Origin of the sequence: Pseudomonas sp. NY15437, from assembly GCF_048068435.1 — a bacterium.
In the GTDB taxonomy this organism is placed as follows: Bacteria; Pseudomonadota; Gammaproteobacteria; order Pseudomonadales; family Pseudomonadaceae; genus Pseudomonas; species Pseudomonas nitroreducens_B.
Map to the genome: position 1 here is coordinate 168047 of NZ_JBLUQC010000008.1, position 17677 is coordinate 185723.

Annotated in this window: 15 protein-coding genes; 9 read left to right on the plus strand and 6 right to left on the minus strand. The window is 66.9% G+C overall.

Translation table 11 applies throughout. The features are described 5' to 3' along the window. Nucleotides 1-87: 87 nt before the first annotated feature. From ACNFIA_RS19220 to fhuB, 3 genes are all read left to right on the plus strand, one after another. Entirely contained in the window at nt 88-2484 is a 2397-nt protein-coding gene (locus ACNFIA_RS19220) for a TonB-dependent siderophore receptor (protein WP_416787753.1), read from the plus strand. Between the two features lie 114 nt (nt 2485-2598). Next, the gene (locus ACNFIA_RS19225) at nt 2599-3504 is read left to right on the plus strand and encodes an ABC transporter substrate-binding protein (RefSeq protein ID WP_416787755.1); all 906 of its coding nucleotides are present in this window, start codon (nt 2599-2601) and stop codon (nt 3502-3504) included. Continuing rightward, nucleotides 3497-5506 (plus strand): Fe(3+)-hydroxamate ABC transporter permease FhuB, encoded by a 2010-nt coding sequence (gene fhuB, locus ACNFIA_RS19230; protein ID WP_416787758.1) that lies wholly within the window; start codon nt 3497-3499, stop codon nt 5504-5506. The genes ACNFIA_RS19225 and fhuB overlap by 8 nt, the downstream gene beginning before the upstream one ends. Before the next feature lie 648 nt (nt 5507-6154). Here the strand turns inward: fhuB and catA are convergent. Together catA and hpaC are read right to left on the minus strand one after the other, a co-directional pair. After that, the gene (gene catA / locus ACNFIA_RS19235; RefSeq protein WP_416787761.1) at nt 6155-7087 is read right to left on the minus strand and encodes a catechol 1,2-dioxygenase; all 933 of its coding nucleotides are present in this window, start codon (nt 7085-7087) and stop codon (nt 6155-6157) included. 30 nt (nt 7088-7117) lie between these two features. Next, nucleotides 7118-7639 carry a 4-hydroxyphenylacetate 3-monooxygenase, reductase component gene (gene hpaC / locus ACNFIA_RS19240; RefSeq protein ID WP_259754822.1) on the minus strand — a complete coding sequence of 174 codons (522 nt, stop codon included), beginning with the start codon at nt 7637-7639 and terminating at the stop codon, nt 7118-7120. A gap of 267 nt (nt 7640-7906) precedes the next feature. On the opposite strand from hpaC, the gene ACNFIA_RS19245 reads away from it, so the two are divergent. Beyond that, the gene (locus ACNFIA_RS19245) at nt 7907-8533 is read left to right on the plus strand and encodes a response regulator transcription factor (protein WP_259754820.1); all 627 of its coding nucleotides are present in this window, start codon (nt 7907-7909) and stop codon (nt 8531-8533) included. A 21-nt stretch (nt 8534-8554) separates the two neighbouring features. Here the strand turns inward: ACNFIA_RS19245 and ACNFIA_RS19250 are convergent, their stop codons facing one another. Together ACNFIA_RS19250 and ACNFIA_RS19255 are read right to left on the minus strand one after the other, a co-directional pair. Then, the gene (locus ACNFIA_RS19250) at nt 8555-9544 is read right to left on the minus strand and encodes an asparaginase (RefSeq protein ID WP_416787764.1); all 990 of its coding nucleotides are present in this window, start codon (nt 9542-9544) and stop codon (nt 8555-8557) included. 100 nt (nt 9545-9644) lie between these two features. Continuing rightward, nucleotides 9645-11087 carry an alanine/glycine:cation symporter family protein gene (locus ACNFIA_RS19255; RefSeq protein WP_259754818.1) on the minus strand — a complete coding sequence of 481 codons (1443 nt, stop codon included), beginning with the start codon at nt 11085-11087 and terminating at the stop codon, nt 9645-9647. 168 nt (nt 11088-11255) lie between these two features. On the opposite strand from ACNFIA_RS19255, the gene ACNFIA_RS19260 reads away from it, so the two are divergent. Then, entirely contained in the window at nt 11256-12074 is an 819-nt protein-coding gene (locus ACNFIA_RS19260; protein WP_416787766.1) for a helix-turn-helix domain-containing protein, read from the plus strand. A gap of 98 nt (nt 12075-12172) precedes the next feature. Here ACNFIA_RS19260 and ACNFIA_RS19265 read toward each other — a convergent pair whose 3' ends face one another. Then, on the minus strand, nt 12173-13057 hold the full coding sequence (locus tag ACNFIA_RS19265) for a DMT family transporter (protein WP_416787769.1): 885 nt from the start codon (nt 13055-13057) through the stop codon (nt 12173-12175). Between the two features lie 517 nt (nt 13058-13574). Between ACNFIA_RS19265 and ACNFIA_RS19270 the strand changes: the two genes are divergently transcribed. Further along, nucleotides 13575-14825 (plus strand): OprD family porin, encoded by a 1251-nt coding sequence (locus tag ACNFIA_RS19270; RefSeq protein ID WP_416787772.1) that lies wholly within the window; start codon nt 13575-13577, stop codon nt 14823-14825. A 188-nt stretch (nt 14826-15013) separates the two neighbouring features. On the opposite strand, the gene ACNFIA_RS19275 is transcribed toward ACNFIA_RS19270, so the two are convergent. Beyond that, nucleotides 15014-16231, minus strand: coding sequence for a PilT/PilU family type 4a pilus ATPase (locus tag ACNFIA_RS19275; protein ID WP_416787774.1), 1218 nt, complete (start codon nt 16229-16231; stop codon nt 15014-15016). A gap of 186 nt (nt 16232-16417) precedes the next feature. Here ACNFIA_RS19275 and ACNFIA_RS19280 point away from each other — a divergent pair, with 186 nt between their 5' ends. Genes ACNFIA_RS19280 through ACNFIA_RS19290 form a run of 3 tightly spaced genes read left to right on the plus strand, consistent with a single transcriptional unit; the run spans nt 16418 to nt 17658 of the window. Beyond that, nucleotides 16418-16696: a peptidylprolyl isomerase gene (locus ACNFIA_RS19280; protein ID WP_138523972.1), complete on the plus strand. Its 279-nt coding sequence runs from the start codon at nt 16418-16420 to the stop codon at nt 16694-16696. A 45-nt stretch (nt 16697-16741) separates the two neighbouring features. Then, on the plus strand, nt 16742-17104 hold the full coding sequence (locus ACNFIA_RS19285; protein ID WP_259754812.1) for an MmcQ/YjbR family DNA-binding protein: 363 nt from the start codon (nt 16742-16744) through the stop codon (nt 17102-17104). After that, nucleotides 17104-17658, plus strand: a complete 555-nt coding sequence (locus ACNFIA_RS19290) for a putative glycolipid-binding domain-containing protein (RefSeq protein WP_416787777.1) — start codon at nt 17104-17106, stop codon at nt 17656-17658. The genes ACNFIA_RS19285 and ACNFIA_RS19290 overlap by 1 nt, the downstream gene beginning before the upstream one ends. Nucleotides 17659-17677 lie beyond the last annotated feature (19 nt).

Consider the following 17677-nt stretch of genomic DNA (forward strand, 5'->3'; position numbering starts at 1 on the left):
ACGGATTGTTCCGGTGCCTGCACCGGCGTGCCACCTAGCTGAATCATTCTTATTAGAAACTGCAACACGATCATAGGAGCAACACACGTGAGTCGCACCCGCACTGCGCTTCAAACCCGGCACAGGGTCAAACCGCTGGCCCGCCTGGTCCGCGCCACCGCCCTGGGCATGGTCCTCACCGCCACCGCCGCGCAAGCGGCGCCGGTCCGCATCGACATTCCGGCTCAATCGCTGGCCTCCGCGCTGACCAGCCTGGGCGCGCAGTCGAACCTGCAGATCGTCTTCAACCAGACCCAAGTGCAGAACCTGCGCGCGCCCGGCGTGCGCGGCGAGATGGAGCCGACCCAGGCGCTGGAGCGCCTGCTGCAAGGCACCGGCATCCAGTACCAGGTCGATGGCAGCCGCGTGACCCTGCTGGGCGCAGACGCCGCGGGCGGCGATACCCTGAACCTCTCGTCGCAGACCATCACCGGCGCCGTCGAAGGCGAGGACAGCTACGTGCCGCGCACCTCCACCAGCGGCAGCAAGACCGACACGCCGCTGCTGGAGATTCCCCAGTCGATCTCGGTGATCACCCGCAAGCAGATGGATGCCCAGGGCGCGCAGACCGTGACCGAAGCGCTGCGCTACGTGCCCGGCGTCAAAGTGGAAGCCTACGGCCTGGACCCGAAGGGCTTCGACTGGATGTACATCCGCGGCTTCAACGCCCAGGCCACCAGCGACTACCTCAACGGCCTGCGTCAGCAGAACAACAGCTACGCGTTCTTTCGCAGCGAGCCCTATGCCTTCGAGCGCATCGACGTGGTCCGTGGCCCGTCTTCCAGCCTGTTCGGCCTGGGCGACGCCGGCGGTATCGTCAACCGCGTGAGCAAGAAGCCCACTGCCAACCACGTCAACGAAGTCCAGCTGACCGGCGGCAACCATGACCGCAAGCAGGGCCAGTTCGACCTCGGCGGCGCGCTGGACGAGCAGAACCAGTTCCTCTACCGCGTGGTGGGCCTGGCCCGCGACGCCAACACCCAGGCCGAGTACGACGACGGCCACGAGGTCGAGGACGACCGCTACTACATCGCCCCGTCCTTCACCTGGGCGCCGGACGAAGACACCAGCCTGACCGTGCTCACCGACTTCCTGCGTGACCGCAACTCCGGCTCGATCTTCGACTACAGCGTCAATGGCCACACCACCGGCACCCTGCTGGGCGACCACAGCTACAACCACTTCAGCCAGGACCAGTACACCCTCGGCTACGAATTCCGCCATCGCTTCGACGATGTCTGGGAGTTCCGCCAGAACGCGCGCTACGGTCAGGTCGACCTGGTCTTCGCCAACCTGCTGCCGCAGGCCCAGGTGGGGCGCAACATCATCCGCACCGCGGATCGCTTCGACCAGCACCTGGACACCTTCAACCTGGACAACCAGTTGCAGGCCAACTTCGACACCGGCGCCATCAAGCACACCCTGCTGATGGGCGTGGACTACAGCTGGCAGGACGCCGACATCGCCCGCTGGCGCACCCTCGGCCCGTCGCTGAACCTGGACAACCCGCAGTACGGCCAGAGCGTGCAGCGCCCGACCAAGGACACCACCCTCCCCGGCCAGGCCATCGACTACGACCAGAACATCGAGCAGATCGGCGCCTACCTGCAGGACCAGGTCAAGTTCGACGACCACTGGATCCTCACCGCCGGCGGCCGCTACGACTATGTGCGCAACGACCTGGACAGCCACACCGGCGCCCACAGCATGCAGAAGGACAACGCCTTCACCGGCCGCGTCGGCCTGACCTACCTGACCGACTTCGGCCTCGCCCCCTACGTCAGCTACTCCGAGTCGTTCGTGCCCAACTCCGGCATCGGCCCGGATGGCGGCGCATTCAAGGCCAGCGAAGCGCACCAGTACGAAGCCGGCGTGAAGTTCCAGCCGGACGACACCCTGCTGATCACCCTGGCCGCCTACGAGCTGACCAAGGAAAACATCCTCACCCCGCAGCTCAGCGCCAACGGCGTGCCCACCGGCTTCAGCGAGCCGACCGGCGAGCAGCGGTCGCGCGGCATCGAGGCCGAGTTGAAGGCCAAGCTGGACCAGAACTGGGACCTGCTCGCCTCCTACACCTACACCAAGGCCAAGATCACCCAGAGCAACGACGGCAACGAAGGCAACCGCCCGGCCAACGTGCCCGAGCACATGGCCAATGGCTGGCTGAACTACACCTTCCACGAAGGCGCGGTCGACGGCCTCTCCATCGGCGGCGGCGTGCGCTACACCGGCTCGCTCTACGGCAACAACGCCAACACCTACCACGTCGACAACTACACCCTGTTCGACGCCGGCGTGAGCTACCCGCTGAACAAGAACGTGACCCTCTCGGTGAACGCCCAGAACCTGCTGGACGAGGACTACGCCGCGACCTGCGACAGCCCGATCTCCTGCTACCCGGGCCTGCGCCGCACCGTCATGACCAGCGTGAAGTACAGCTGGTAAGGCGCTCGCGGAGCGGGCCACGGGCCGGCTCCGCCAGTCGCTGCCGGGCTCCCTGTTCGCAGGGGGCCCTTTGTTGTTTCAGGAGCCTGTCGTTTGATCGAGCGGAGAAGTCCCATGTCCCTCACCCGTCGCCACCTGCTGCAGGGTCTCGCCATCGGCGGGCTGGCCTGCGCCTCCGGCCTGCCGGTATTAGCCGGCGAGCGTCTGACGCGGATCGTCGCGCTGAACTGGGTGGCCGCCGAGACGCTGCTGACACTGGGCGTACCGCCCCTGGCGATCTCCGACGACCGCTACTACCGGGTGCGCATGCCGACCCTGCCGCTGCCCGACAGCGTGCGTGACGTGGGCCCGTACTGGGAACCGAACCTGGAGCTGATCCAGCAGTTGCAACCGCAGCTGATCCTCAGCGACCCGATGACCCCGACCCTGGAGCGCCGCCTGAACGGCATCGCGCCCACCGAGCGGGTAGCTATCTATCCGGCCGCCAACGGCGCCTGGCGCGCCACCACGGACTTCATGAACGACCTGGCGCAGCGCCTGGGCGTCGAGCAGGCCGCCAGCGAGTACATCGCCGCCGGTGAACGGCGCCTGGCTGCACTGCGCGCCACGCTGGCGAAGCGCACTCTGCCGCCGGTGTGCGTCGCCGTGCTCAACCAGGACGGCCGCCACGCCGCCGTATACGGCAAGAACAGCATGGTGCAGGACGTGCTCGACCGTCTCGGCGTGGAAAACGCCTGGCAAGGGCCGGTCGGCCCGGTGGGGCTGGCCATGGTCAGCATCGAGCGCCTGGCCGAGCGGCCGGACGCGCACCTGGTCTACGTCGACATTCCCACCACCTCCGCGCGCCTGCAGAGCCTGCGGCAGCCCAACGACCTGTGGGCCAACCTGCCCGCCGTACGCCGCGGCCACACCCTGACGCTGCAACGCTTCTACCCCTACGCCGGCGCCGCTTCGGTGCTGGACCTGGCCGAGCGCATCGCCGCCTACCTGGACAGCGCCACGGAGCTCGCCCATGTCTGAATCGACCCTCGGCCTCGCCACCGCGCGCCCCCGCCTGCAATGGGGCCCGGCGCTGTGCACGCTGGCCCTGGCAATCCTCGCGGGGTTGCTGGTGCTCCACGGCCTGCAGGGCGCCCTGCCCCGCGACCTCTGGTGGCAGGCGCTATGGGCGCCGGACCTGGACGACGTGCGCCAGGTGCTGCTGCACTTCAGCTTCTTCCCGCGCCTGGTGGTGAGCCTGATGGCCGGCGCCGCGCTGGCCCTGGCCGGCACGCTGTTCCAGCAGATCCTGCGCAACCCGCTGGCCGAACCGGTGACCCTGGGCGTCTCCGCCGGCGCCAACCTCGCCCTCTCGGCGGCCACCATCTTCGCCCCCGCACTGCTGGTCCACGGCCTGGAGGCCGTCACCCTGGCCGGCGCGGCGCTGGCCGCCGCCCTGCTGTTCGCCTTCGCCTGGGGCCGCACGCTGTCGCCGCTGCGCTTTATCCTCGCCGGCATGGTCATCAGCCTGTACTGCGTGTCGCTCAACGCGCTGCTGGTGCTGTTCAACCACGACTACCTGATCGATCTGCTGCTCTGGCAGGCCGGCTCGCTGAACCAGAGCGGCTGGGATGGCGTGCTGTATCTCGCCCCGCGCCTGGCGCTGGCGATGGTGATTGCCCTGCTGATGGTGCGCCCGCTGGCGGCGCTGGGCCTGGAAGACGAAGGCGCCGCCGCGGTGGGCGTGAACCTGTTGCGCACCCGCGTGCTGGGCCTGGCCGTGGCCGTGGCGCTGAGCGCGTTCGTCACCAGCGCCGTGGGCATGCTGGCCTTCGTCGGCCTGGCCGCGCCGGCGATCGCCCGGCTATGCGGAGCGCGCACGCTGAAGCAGCGCTTGATCTGGGCGCCGCTGCTGGGCGCGGCGCTGCTCTGCGGGGTGGACCAGATCGCCCGCGAGCTGTCGCGCTTCGCCGGGGAGATCCCCGCCGGCATCCTCACCGGCATCTTCAGCGTGCCCCTGCTGCTGTGGCTGCTCAGCCGCCAGCGCAGCGGCGGCATCGTCCCGCGGCCGGCGCCGGCGAAACCGCAGCGCGAGCATCCGTGGCGGCTGATCATCGGCGCGGCGATCCTGCTGGGCCTGCTGACGCTGCCGGCAATCTACTTCGCCGTGGACGCCAACGGCTGGCACTGGGGCGACGCCGGCCTGGGCGACGCCATCGCGCAATGGCGCCTGCCGCGCGTGCTCGGCTCCCTGGCCGCCGGCGCCATGCTCGCCGTGGCCGGGCTGCTGGTGCAGCGCCTGACCGGCAACCCGATGGCCAGCCCGGAAGTGCTGGGCGCCACCTCCGGCTCGGCGATCGCCGTGCTGGTGCTGTTCCTGGTGATGCCGCAGCCGCAGGCCTACATGGTCCCGGCGGCCAGTATCGGCGCGCTGCTCGCCCTTGGCCTGCTGCTGTGGTTCGCCTGGCGCAAGACCTTCAACGCCGAACGCCTGCTGCTCACCGGCGTGTGCCTGACCACCCTGCTGCACTCGCTGAGCACGCTGCTGCTGGCCAGCGGCGACCCGCGCATGACGGCGATGATGAGCTGGATGACCGGCTCGACCTACCAGGTGGACACGCTGTCGGCGAGCACCGGCCTGGTGGTGGGCGCGCTGATGATCGGCGTCAGCCTGCTGCTGGCGCGCCCGCTGGACCTGCTGACGCTGGGCAACGGCACGGCGACCGCGCTGGGCCTGCGGCTGCGCCTGAGCCATTTGGCGATCCTGCTGACTGCCGCGGTGCTCACCGCCACCGCGACCATCATCGTCGGCCCGCTGAGTTTCGTCGGCCTGATCGGCCCGCACATCGCCCGCCACCTGGGCGTGCGCCGCGCCGCGCCGCAGGTGCTGCTGAGCGCGGTGGCCGGTGCGCTGATCATGGTGGTGGCGGACTGGCTGGGGCGCAACATCGCTTATCCCTGGCCGGTGTCGGCGGGGCTGCTGGCGGCGTTCATCGGCTGCCCGTACTTCCTGTGGCTGATGCATCGGGAGCGCAAAGGCTGAGCGAGTGCCTGCGGTGGCGCGGACCCTGTCCGCGGATCGCGAGCATGGCTCGCTCCTACAGTGAGCGCGGGATTGCCCTGTAGGAGCTGGCCATGCCGGCGACAGCCCGAGCGCCACAGCACCGCGGACGCAGTCCGCTCCTGCGCCTGGGCTGACATCGGCGTTCGGTGCGGGCGCGGACGTTGTCCGCGGATCGCGAGCGTGGCTCGCTCCTACAACCGTGCGCCGAGCCAACCCTGTAGGAGCTGGCCATGCCTGCGACGGCCCGGGCGCCAGAGCATCGCGGACGGAGTCCGCGGATCGCGAGCGTGGCTCGCTCCTACAGGGGGAACAGCATTGACCTGTAGGAGCTGGCCATGCCTGCGACGGCCCGAGCACCAGACCATCGCGGACGGAGTCCGCTCCTACGCCTGGATTGGCATTGGCGTTCGGTGCGGGCGCGGACCCTGTCCGCGGATCGCGAGCATGGCTCGCTCCTACAGTGAGCGCGGGATTGCCCTGTAGGAACTGGCCACGCCTGCGACGGCCCGAGCACCAGACCATCGCGGACGGAGTCCGCTCCTACGTATGGATTGGCTTCCGCGTTCGGTGGCTGGCGCGGACGTTGTCCGCGGATCGCGAGCATGGCTCGCTCCTACAGGTCCGGCATCAGGCCTGCTGCAACGCGCGCGGGCGGCTGCTGCGGTCCTGGGCATCGGCGGAGGCGGCCCGCTGCAGTTGGAAGTCGAACTCGATCTCGGCAAAACGCCCTTCCACGCCGCGCGCCTGGGCGGCGGCTGCGTCCTCGATGAAACGCACCTCGCCGATCAGCCCATCGCGGGTGGCGTAGGCGAAGTCATCCCACAGGTATTGGTCACCGGCCAGGTTGATCTGCGTGGTCAGGTGGCGATGCCCCGGCGCGGAGATGAAGAAGTGGATGTGCGCCGGGCGCTGACCGTGGCGGCCGAGCTGGTTCAGCAGTTCCTGGGTCGGGCCGTCCGGCGGGCAGCCGTAGCCGCTGGGCACGATGCTGCGCGCCTGGTAGCGCCCTTCGGCATCCGTGACGATGCGCCGGCGCAGGTTGAACTCGGACTGGGTGCTGTCGAAGTACGAGTAGGTGCCCTGGGTGTTGGCGTGCCAGAGATCGACCACCGCGCCGGCCAGCGGCGTCCCCTCCGGGTCGAACACGCGGCCGGAGAGGAACATCACGGTGCCCGGGTCCTTGCCGTCGTCCATCCGCGCCTCTCCTTCGGACACCGGCGCGCCGGCCACGTACAGCGGGCCTTCGATGGTGCGCGGGGTGCCGCCGCCGATGCCGGCCGCCGCGTCCTGGGCGTCCAGCAGCAGGTCGAAGTAGTGCTCGATGCCCAGGCCCGCGACCACCAGCCCAGCCTCCTGGCGCGCGCCGAGGCGGTTGAGGTAGTCCACCGCCTTCCAGAACTCGTCGGGGGTGACGTTCATGTCTTCGATGAGCCGGGCCGTATCCTGCAACACCCGCAGGACCAACTGCTTCACCCGCGGGTTGCCGCTCTCGCTCAACGCGCCACTGGCTTCCTGGAAGAACGTCTGGATCTCGGCAGTCTGGGAAATCTTCACGGTCATGGTCTTACCTCGTTTTTGTTGTGGGACGGCTCAGCTGGCGCAGCGCACCGCCTCACGCTCGACGCGGTGGAATACGCGGTTGAAGTACACCAGGCTGTCCTGGCGCTCGCGCACCGCGACCTTCTCCAGTTCGACGAACATGACGGTGTGGGAGCCGACCTCCTTGCAGTCGCTGATCCGCCCTTCCAGGCTGACCAGCGCCTGGCGCAGCACCGGCAGGCCGGCGTAGCCGTCGTCCCACAGGTCCCAGGCGAAGCGCTCCTCCATGGAGACCTTGGTCATCCCGGCGAAATGCCGGGCCAGCTCTTCCTGCTCGCCGCACAGCACGTTGACGCACAGGTGGCCGTTGCTGCGGAACACGTCGTGGGTGGCGCTGCCGCGGTTGACGCAGACCAGCACGGTGGGCGGCGAGTCGGTGACCGAGCACACCGCGCTGGCGGTGATGCCGCAGCGGCCTTCGGGGCCGTTGGTGGTGATGATGTTCACCGCCGCCGGCAGCTGCGCCATGGCGTTGCGGAAATCGATCTGAGTCTGGCTGAGGGTGTTGGCCATTTCGTCGCCCCTTGTTCTGCGGTGGCCGGCACGCCCGGCCTTTCCTGGATGGGGCCAGCGTAGGGCAGCACGACGGCGCGCCATATTCAGACGATCACCACGCCAGCGGGTGGAGTCCGCTAGTCATGTAGGTGGTTTCTTTATCGTCAGCGTCGACGACTATGGGTATGCTCCGGGCAAGACCTTGCGGCGACCGCGGCAAAAAGCCCGGCGTACCGCGGCCTACGTGCAGCTTCACAACGATAAGAAAGACAGTGGCGACGCCTGATGGAAGCTAGAAAACCCGTGGTCTACATCGTCGACGACGACAAGGACCTGCGCACCTCCCTCGCCTGGCTGCTCGATTCGGTCAGCATCGAATCGCTGTGCTTTGGCGGCGCCGAGGAGTTCCTGCGCGAATACGACCCGAAACTCCCCGCCTGCCTGGTGCTCGACGTGCGCATGCCCGAGACCAGCGGCTTCCAGCTGCAGGAGATGCTCAACGACAGGGGCATCGCGCTGCCGACCATCTTCGTCAGCGCCCACGGCGACATTCCCATGTCGGTGAAGGCGATGAAGAACGGCGCGCTGGATTTCGTCGAGAAGCCCTACAACCCGCAGCAGATGCTGGACCGCATCCAGGCGGCGCTGAAAAGCGCGGTGCAGGTGCATGCCGGCCAGGAGCAGCGGCAGCACCTCAAGCACAAGCTCGACCTACTCACCGGGCGGGAACGGGAAATCCTGATGATGGTGGTGGACGGCAAGGCCAGCAAGGTGATCGCCCGCGAGCTGAACATCAGCGTCAAGACGGTCGATGTGCACCGCACCAAAATCAAGGAAAAGATGGGCGTGAGCAGCATCGCCATGCTGGTGCGCGAAGTGCTCAACGTACCGCTGGAAGAATCGCGCCCGTAAGCGGGGCGCGCTCCTTGTCGTTCAGTCGACGCGCTCGCCGCACAGGTCGAGGGCGAACAGGCGCTCCACGTCCGCCGCCGCCAGGCCGCAGCCCAGCAGGCTGAACAGCTTGCCCAGCGCCGCTTCGCGGGTCATGCCGCCACCGGACACCAGCCCCGCGTCGCGCAGGCGGCTGCCGGCGGCATACACGTCGAAGGCCACGTGGCCTTGCGGGCATTGGCTGATCGCCGCCAGCACCACGCCACGGGCATGGGCTTCACGCAGGACGGCGAGCAGCTCGTCGTTGTCCGACGGGCCGGTGCCGCTGCCGAAACACTCCAGCAGCAGCGCCTGCACGCCACTGCCCAGCAGCGCGCGCAGGTGCTCGGCGCGCAGGCCGGGGAACAGCGGCAGCACCGCGAGGTTCACCGGTTGCCGCGGCTGGCGGTAGTCCAGCTCGGCGGGCAGCGATTGCGCACGCTCGCCCTGGCGCTCGCGCGGCAGCACGGCGAAGGCATCGAACGCCTCGCTGCGCAGCTTGGTGACGCGCGCGCCGTGCATCATCGTGCCGTTGAAATACAGCCAGACGCCGGTTTCGACACCGCTTTCCAGCGCCTTCAGCGCGCCCAGCAGGTTGCCCGGCGCATCGCTGCCCGGCACGCCCATGGGCTGCATGGCGCCGGTCAGCACCACCGGTACGTCCAGGCCCAGCAGCAGGAAGGACAGCGCGGCGGCGCTGTAGGCCAGCGTGTCGGTGCCGTGCAGCACCAGCACGCCGTCATGGCCGCCCTGCTCCACCGCATGGACGATGGCATCGCGCATGGCCAGCCAGTTGGCCTGGGTCATGTTGGCGCTGTCGAGCAGCGGCTGCAGCTCGGCGAAGCGCCAGTCGAGGCGCAGCTGGTGCTCGCCCTGCAGTTGTTCGCGCATGCGAGCTTCGAAGCCGCCCGCCGGGGCCAGGCCTTCGGCGGTCTGCAACATGCCGATGGTGCCGCCGGTATAGAGGACGAAGAGGTTCTTCACTCGACGCATGCCAGTGCTCTTGTAGGAAAGTTCACAGGATAAACCGCAAGGCCGGGAGAAGTCCCGGCCTTGCGTGTCAGACCTTGCTTAGGAAGCGGTCCGGGAGGGATCAGCCCTGGGCCGGCAGGCTGCCGTGGGCCGGAGCGGTCGCGTTGATCTTGTGGGCATCGCGCCAGGCGTCGTGGTCGATGTCCAGATCGGCGAACTTGCTGGCGTCGAACACCGGGCGCTCGATGCCGGCGCGGCGCTGCTCGTCGTAGTCGCGCATCACGCGCAGGCCGGTCTTGATCAGCAGCGCCAGGGCCACCAGGTTGACGAAGGCCAGGCAGGTCATGGTGATGTCGGCGAAGGCGAACACGGTGCCCAGGTTCTGCATCGAGCCCCAGAGGATCAGGCCCAGCACCAGCACGCGGAAGGCGATCAGCGCGGAACGGCTACGGCCGACGATGAACTGCAGGGCGTTCTCGCCGAGGTAGTAGTTGTAGGTGATGCAGGTGAACACGAACAGCGACAGCGCGACGCTGACGAAGATGCGGCCCCAGTCACCGACCACGGCGGCCAGCGAGTTCTGGGTCAGGGTGATGCCGTCGCCTTCGAAGCCGGGGGTGTAGAAGCCCGAGAGCAGGATCAGCAGCGCGGTGCAGGTGCAGATGACGAAGGTGTCGAGGAACACGCTGAACGCCTGGACCACGCCCTGGGACGCCGGGTGACGCACGGCGGCTACGGCGGCCACGTTCGGCGCGCTGCCCAGGCCCGCTTCGTTGGCGAACACGCCACGCTTCACGCCCATCACGATGGCGCTGCCCAGCAGGCCGGCGAAGGCCGGTTCCAGGCCGAAGGCGCTCTTCACGATGGTGGTCAGCATGCCCGGCACCAGTTCGATCTGGGTGACGATCACGTACAGGGTGACGGCGATGTAGGCCAGGGTCTTGACCGGAACCAGCAGGTCGGAGACCGCGGCGATGCGCTGGATGCCGCCGAAGAACACGATGGCCAGCAGCACGGCCAGCGCGATGCCGGAGTACAGCACCGGAATGTCGAAGGCGTTCTGCAGCGAGTGGGTCACGGTGAAGGCTTGCAGGCCGTTGAAGGCGAAGCCGTAGGTGACCAGCAGCAGGACCGCGAAGGTCAGCGCCATCCAGCGCAGCTTCAGGCCGTGCTGGATATAGTAGGCCGGGCCGCCGCGATACAGGCCGTTGCCGTCGCTGCGCTTGTAGACCTGGGCCAGGGTGCACTCGAAGAAGCTGCTGGACATGCCCACCAGTGCGGTGACCCACATCCAGAACACGGCGCCGGGGCCACCCAGGGTCACGGCGATGCCGACACCGGCGATGTTACCCGCGCCCACGCGGCCGGCGAGGCTCAGCATCAGTGCCTGGAACGAGCTCAGTTGGCCGGACTGGCCGCGGATCGACTCCTTGAACACGCCGAACATGTGGCCGAAATGGCGGAACTGGACGAAACGGGAGCGGATGGTGAAATACGCGCCGAGTCCGACGATGAGGACGATGAGGACTTTCCCGGAGAGGAAATCATTGATCGCGTCGAGCATGTGCTGGGGCCTCGATTGTTATTGTGGGAGCACGGACCTGGGGCTGGCCCGCTCACTGGGGGCGCATGGTTGCGCCCGAAGCGTCTCGAAACAATTTCGCGGCTTGCTACGAATTGATGCTACCTGACGCTATAATGGCGCCACTCGCATCACCTGGACCTGGTACGCATGTCCGAGAACCTCGGCCCCAATCTCAAACTGCTGTGCGCGCATTACCGCTCTATCTCGGAGGTTTGCCGCAAGCTTTCGATCAATCGTGCGCAATTCAACAAGTACCTCGGCGGGCAGAGCCAGCCCACGGCGTACAACCTCAAGCGCATCGGTGATTTCTTCGGCGTCGAGGACTACGAGCTGCAACTGCCGCCGGAGCAATTCGCCCGCCTGATCGGTGCGCGAGGCACCTCGCCGGCCAACGTGCAGCGTGACGATCCGCTGATGGAGATGCTGCGCCCGCTGCGCGATCACGCCGGCAACCTGTCGCGCTACTGCGGCTACTACTTCGAATATTCCAACTGCATGTCGGTGCCCGGCTCGATCCTGCTGTCGCTGGTGCACCTGTACGAGCAGGACGGCAATTTCCTCTTCGAGCGCCAGGAGCGTCAGGAGCGCTCCAGCAGCACCGACGTGCAGGCCGAAGACTGGGTGCGCTGCCGCTACCTGGGCGCGGCCTTCCAGCTGCAGGACCGGGTGTTCCTGCTCGACTACGAGTCGCTCACGGTCAACGAGATGAGCCAGACCATCCTCATCCCCAGCTTCAAGAGCCGCATCACCCGCCTCAACGGACTGAAGACCGGCGTCTCCAGCGGCGACCGGCGCACACCGGCGTGCACCCGCGTGGTCTGGGAATACCTCGGGCCGGAGATCAACCGCATCAGCGCCTACCGCCAGGTGAAGCTGTACCAGCCGGACGACCCGCGCATCGACGACGACGTGCGCCAGCGCCTGCAGGTCGGGCCGATCCGCCACGGATTGTTCGAGATCGAGTAACCCCGGCTTTTGTAGGAGCGAGCTTGCTCGCGAACGGATTCTCCGGCGACTCCATTGCTGGGCTGTTCGCGAGCAAGCTCGCTCCTACAGGCTGGAAGCTATTTTCTGCGGCTCTGCAACCACGCCGCCGCCAGCCCGCTGCCGCAGATCACCGCGATACCCAGCAGCGCAGACGGCTCGGGCGTATGGCCGAAGATCACGAAGCCGAGCAGCCCGGCGAAGACGATCTGGCAATAGCTGAACGGCGCCAGCAGCGCCGGGGCGGCATGCTTGAAGGCCTGGGTCAGGAACAGGTGCGCGGTCATCCCGCAGGTGCCCAGGGCCAGCATCATCAGGCCATGAACCAGCCCCGGCCATTGCCAGAAGAACGGCACCAGCGCACTGACCACCAGGGTGTTGCACAGGCCGGCGAAGAAGTTGCTGGTGGTCGGGCTGTCCACCTGGCTGAGCTTGCGGGTCAGCAGCTGGTAGAAACAGAAGAACAGCGCCGAGCCAAACGGCAGCAACACCGCCGGGGTGAACAGTTCGCCGCCGGGGTGGACGATGATCAGCACACCGATGAAGCCGACGATCACCGCCGCCCACTGCCCCACCGTCACCCGCTCTCCCAGCAGCGGCACAGACAACGCCGTCACCAGCAACGGCGCGAGGAAGTTCACCGACGTCGCCTCGGCCAGCGGGATGTACTGCAGCCCGGTGGTGAACAGGAAGCTGGTGCCCAGCAGGCACAGCGCGCGGGCCGTCTGCAGGAAGGGACGGCGGGTACGCAGCACCGCCAGGCCCGCCCGCGGCAGGAAGATGCCCGCCATCAGCAGCGTATGCACCACATAACGCGCCCACACCACCATGACGATGGGATAGATGCTCGCCAGGTACTTGGACAACGCGTCGTGGCTGGAGAACAGGAACGTCGCCAGGACGATGAGCAGGATGCCCTTGAAGGGCTGGTGGGCGCCGGACAGCGGCGATTGGCGGGTACTCATCGACTCAGGGATTCACAAGGCAGGTGCGGCAGACACGAGGAGCACGACAGCCTAGCAGGACGCAGCGCAGAAAGAATCCGCCACGCCGCGGCCGGAGCACCTCGCGGGTCCGCTGGAAGGCCGGGCGATACACGTCCCGCCCAGCATTGTGTGGGTCATCCTACGCGCAATGGCGCGCGAGGAATGTTCCGTTTGGTTAATTGGTGTTCGAACAGCGAACAATTATGCCTCGGGCGAATTGCGGCGCGCCCTGCGCGCGCACCACTATGGCCCCAGCCGCCGCCTCGATGCGGCGCCAACAACTATAAGAAAGGTCCGTTCACATGCTCATGCTCACCCTCGCATGCCGCCGCGCGTGCATCGCCCCAAGCTCCCCTCCTCGCATCCCCGTCGCGCCTGGCTGATCGCCTGATCCGCGCTCGCTGACCACGTCTGCATCGCTATCCGCCGCTCCCGACAGAGCTCCGCGGAGGCCCCCGTTCGCCCGAACAACGACAAGAATGCCGAGGGAACACCCATGCTCCGCCACCTGCCCCACTTCACCATCAGCGCCTGCCTGCTGCCCGTCCTGCCCGCTCTCGCCCAGGCTGGCGAAGGCGGCTTCCTCGAGGATGCCAAGGCCAGCCTGCTGCTGCGCAACTTCTACATGAACCGCGACTACGTCGGCACCGCCCGGCAGAACAAGGCCGAGGAGTGGACCCAGAGCTTCATTCTCGACGCCCGCTCCGGCTACACCCAGGGCACGGTGGGCCTGGGCCTGGACGTGCTCGGCCTCTACAGCCTCAAGCTCGACGGCGGCAAGGGCACCGCCGGCACCCAGTTGCTGCCGACCCACGACGACGGCCGCCCTGCCGACGAATTCGGCCGCCTGGCGCTGGCTGGCAAGGCCAAGGTGTCGAAGACCGAACTCAAGGTCGGCGAATGGATGGCGGTGCTGCCGATCCTGCGTTCCGACGATGGCCGCTCGCTGCCGCAGACCTTCCAGGGCGCCCAGGTCACGTCGAAGGAAATCGACGGCCTGACCCTCTACGGCGGCCAGTTCCGCCAGAACAGCCCGCGCAACGACGCCAGCCTGGAAGACATGTCGCTGTTCAACCGCCCGGCGTTCACCTCCGACCGCTTCAACTTTGCCGGTGGCGAATACCGCTTCAATGGCGACCGCACCCTGGTGGGCCTGTGGAATGCGCAGCTGAAGGACATCTACCAGCAGCAGTACCTGCAACTGCAGCACAGCCAGCCCGTGGGCAATTGGGTGCTCGGTGCGAATATCGGCTACTTCTGGGGCAAGGAGGATGGCAGCGCCCGGGCCGGCGACCTGGACAACCGCACCTTCTCCGGAATGTTCTCGGTCAAATACGGCGCGAGCACCTTCTATCTCGGCCTGCAGAAGGTCATGGGCGAGGACGAGTGGTTCCGTGTCAACGGCACCAGCGGTGGCACCCTGGCCAATGACAGCTACACCGCCAGCTACGAAAGCGCGAAGGAACGCTCCTGGCAACTGCGCCACGACTACGACTTCGCCGCGCTCGGCGTGCCCGGCCTGACCCTGATGAACCGCTACATCCATGGCAGCAACGTGCACAACGCCAGCACCGACGACGGCAGCGAGTGGGGACGCGAGAGCGAGCTGGCCTACACCGTGCAGAGCGGCACCTTCAAGACGTTGAACGTCAAATGGCGCAATTCCACCATGCGCCGCGACTGGGGCAGCACCAACAGCTTCAACGAGAACCGGCTGATCATCAGCTATCCGCTGTCGCTGCTGTAATCCGGCGAGCCGATGCACCCCCTGTAGGAGCGGGCCATGCCCGCGACCCGTCGGCAAGGGCGACGTTCAGCGCTCAATGGAACTGTCCGTGCTGCGCCTGTCGCGGGCATGGCCCGCTCCTACAGGGACTTCCCTCCCCATGAAAAAAGCCCCGGCATGCCGGGGCTTTTTCTATCGATGGCGAATCATCAACCGGCCGGCTTCTCGGCGTCTTCCGCTTCGATTTCTTCCAGCGCCAGTTCCAGCCCCCAACTGGAGGCTTCCACCGGTGGCGTGGTCACGGGCGGTGCGGCCGGAGCCGGCGCGGCGGGTTTGGCGGCTGCGGGAGTAGCCGCGCTGCCAGGGTTGTCCTTGTACAGCTTGAGCTTCAGACGCAGGTTGTTCGCCGAGTCGGCATTCTTCACCGCCTCTTCCTCGGTAATCGCGCCTTCCACCGCCAGGTCGAACAGCGCCTGGTCGAAGGTCTGCATGCCCAGCGCGCGGGACTTGTCCATGATCTCCTTGATCGAACTGAAATCGCCGCGCTTGATGATGTCGCTGATGGTCGCCGTGCCCAGAAGTACTTCGACCGCCGCACGCCGCTTGCCGTCCTGGGTACGCACCAGCCGCTGGGAGACGAAAGCCTTGAGGTTGTTGCCCAGGTCATTGAGCAACTGCGGCCGACGCTCCTCGGGGAAGAAGTTGATGATGCGGTCCAGCGCCTGGTTGGCGTTGTTCGCGTGCAGTGTGGAGATCGCCAGGTGGCCGGTGTCGGCGAAGGCCAGGGCGTGCTCCATGGTCTCGCGGTCGCGGATCTCGCCGATCAGGATCACGTCCGGCGCCTGGCGCAGGGTGTTCTTCAGCGCGGCGTGGAAGCTGCGGGTGTCCACGCCCACCTCGCGCTGGTTGATGATCGACTTGCGGTGCCGGTGCACGTATTCGATCGGGTCTTCGATGGTGATGATGTGGCCGCCGCTGTTGCGGTTGCGGTGGTCGATCAGCGCCGCGAGCGACGTGGACTTGCCCGAGCCGGTGCCGCCGACGAACAGCACCAGGCCGCGCTTCTCCATGACCACCTTGAGCAGCACATCGGGCAGTTTCAGATCGGCGAACAGCGGGATGTCCAGCTTGATGTTGCGCGCCACGATGGACACTTCGTTGCGCTGCTTGAACAGGTTGATACGGAAACGGCCGACACCTGCGACGGAAATCGCCAGGTTCATCTCCAGCTCACGGTCGAATTCCGCGCGCTGCTCCTCGTCCATCAGCCCATAGCCGATTCGGGCGACGTCACCGGCCTTCATCGGTTCGTTGGTCAGCGGCTTGAGCACGCCGTTGAACTTGGCACAGGGCGGCGCACCGGTGGAGAGGTAAAGATCCGAACCATCCTGGGTGGCCAGGATCTTGAGCATCGCTTGGATATCCATTGAACTGCATCCGTACGCAAGGTGGCGGCGGACGCTGTCTGCAAGCAGCGTCCTATAAATAAGAATTTGCTTATTGACTCTATGGAGCGCTCCTACGCCAGACAATGCAACCCATCGCGAAATGCGACCTGCATCACTGCTGCCGTACAATGCCGCCCAGACGCTTTCATTGAAGGACACGAACCAATGCCCGTCGCCATGGCCCGCCACATCCTGGTCAAGACCGCCGCCGAAGCCGAGCAGATCAAGCAGCGCCTGGCCAAGGGCGAGGACTTCGCCGCCCTGGCGCGCAAGCATTCCACCTGCGCTTCCGGCAAGCGTGGCGGCGACCTGGGCGAAGTGCGCCCCGGCCAGATGGTCCGCAGCATCGACCAGGTGATCTTCAAGAAGCCGGTCGGCGTGGTGCACGGGCCGGTGAAAAGCCAGTTCGGCTACCATCTGGTCGAAGTCTATTTCCGTGACTGATCCCATGCGCGCCTGAACAGAACGCGACCGAACGAAGGAACGCCCATGACGCCGCAACAGATCGCCCGCTTCTGCCTGGACCTGCCCGGCGCCCGCGAAGACATCAAGTGGGGCAGCAACCGGGTATTTTCGGTGGCCGGCAACAAGATGTTCGCCATCCTCGACTTCCTCGACAGCGGCAACGGCGGCCTGGCCTTCAAGGTCGGCCCGGAGCTGTTCCTGGGCTACGTCGACCGCCCCGGCATCCGCCCGGCGCCCTACTTGGCGCGAGCCTTCTGGATCGCCATGCAGCGCCCCTACCCCATGGGCGACGCCGAACTGCGCGAGGCGCTGACCCGCTCGCACCAACTGGTGGTTGCCCGCCTGCCTAAGCGCCAGCGCCTCGGCCTCGTACTGGAGGCGCCCTGATGCGCACGCTGAATTGGGAAGGCATCTGGCACGCACCGACCGCCAGCTGGGAATCGCTGCAACTGGGCAAGCGGCGTGCCGACAGTCAGTTGCGCGCCATCGACGAGGCGGGTGGGCCGTCCTATCAGCTCGACTACCAGCTGGAATGGGACGACCACTGGCGCCTGCGGGAGGCACGCTTGTGCGTGGAAAGCGCCCGCGGCACGCATCCGTTGCACCTGCTGACCGATGGCGAGGGACACTGGCGCACCGGCGAAGGCCAGGCACTGCCCGAGCTGGACGGTTGCCTGGACATCGACATATGGCCCTCGCCATTCACCAACACCTTCCCCATTCGCCGCCTGCAACTGGCCGACAACGAGCGCCGCGAACTGGCGGTGGTCTACGTGGAAGCACCGAAGCTGAAACCCGTCCGGATGCGCCAGGGCTACACGCGCCTCGATGCCCATCACTACCGCTACGAAAACCTGGAGGGCACGAACTTTCAGGCGCTGCTGACAGTGGATGACGACGGCCTGGTGATCGATTACCCCACCCTCTTCCGCCGGGTCTGAAGCCCCGCTGCCTGGGGTT

Bases quoted from the DNA above. Each gene is read 5' to 3' on its own strand.
- ACNFIA_RS19255 (WP_259754818.1), bottom strand. From the start codon at position 11,087: ATGCTCGACGCGATCAATGATTTCCTCTCCGGGAAAGTCCTCATCGTC.
- ACNFIA_RS19275 (WP_416787774.1), bottom strand. From the start codon at position 16,231: ATGGATATCCAAGCGATGCTCAAGATCCTGGCCACCCAGGATGGTTCG.
- ACNFIA_RS19260 (WP_416787766.1), top strand. From the start codon at position 11,256: ATGTCCGAGAACCTCGGCCCCAATCTCAAACTGCTGTGCGCGCATTAC.
- ACNFIA_RS19285 (WP_259754812.1), top strand. From the start codon at position 16,742: ATGACGCCGCAACAGATCGCCCGCTTCTGCCTGGACCTGCCCGGCGCC.
- catA (WP_416787761.1), bottom strand. From the start codon at position 7,087: ATGACCGTGAAGATTTCCCAGACTGCCGAGATCCAGACGTTCTTCCAG.
- ACNFIA_RS19290 (WP_416787777.1), top strand. From the start codon at position 17,104: ATGCGCACGCTGAATTGGGAAGGCATCTGGCACGCACCGACCGCCAGC.
- ACNFIA_RS19270 (WP_416787772.1), top strand. From the start codon at position 13,575: ATGCTCCGCCACCTGCCCCACTTCACCATCAGCGCCTGCCTGCTGCCC.
- ACNFIA_RS19280 (WP_138523972.1), top strand. From the start codon at position 16,418: ATGCCCGTCGCCATGGCCCGCCACATCCTGGTCAAGACCGCCGCCGAA.
- ACNFIA_RS19225 (WP_416787755.1), top strand. From the start codon at position 2,599: ATGTCCCTCACCCGTCGCCACCTGCTGCAGGGTCTCGCCATCGGCGGG.
- hpaC (WP_259754822.1), bottom strand. From the start codon at position 7,639: ATGGCCAACACCCTCAGCCAGACTCAGATCGATTTCCGCAACGCCATG.
- ACNFIA_RS19265 (WP_416787769.1), bottom strand. From the start codon at position 13,057: ATGAGTACCCGCCAATCGCCGCTGTCCGGCGCCCACCAGCCCTTCAAG.
- fhuB (WP_416787758.1), top strand. From the start codon at position 3,497: ATGTCTGAATCGACCCTCGGCCTCGCCACCGCGCGCCCCCGCCTGCAA.
- ACNFIA_RS19250 (WP_416787764.1), bottom strand. From the start codon at position 9,544: ATGCGTCGAGTGAAGAACCTCTTCGTCCTCTATACCGGCGGCACCATC.
- ACNFIA_RS19245 (WP_259754820.1), top strand. From the start codon at position 7,907: ATGGAAGCTAGAAAACCCGTGGTCTACATCGTCGACGACGACAAGGAC.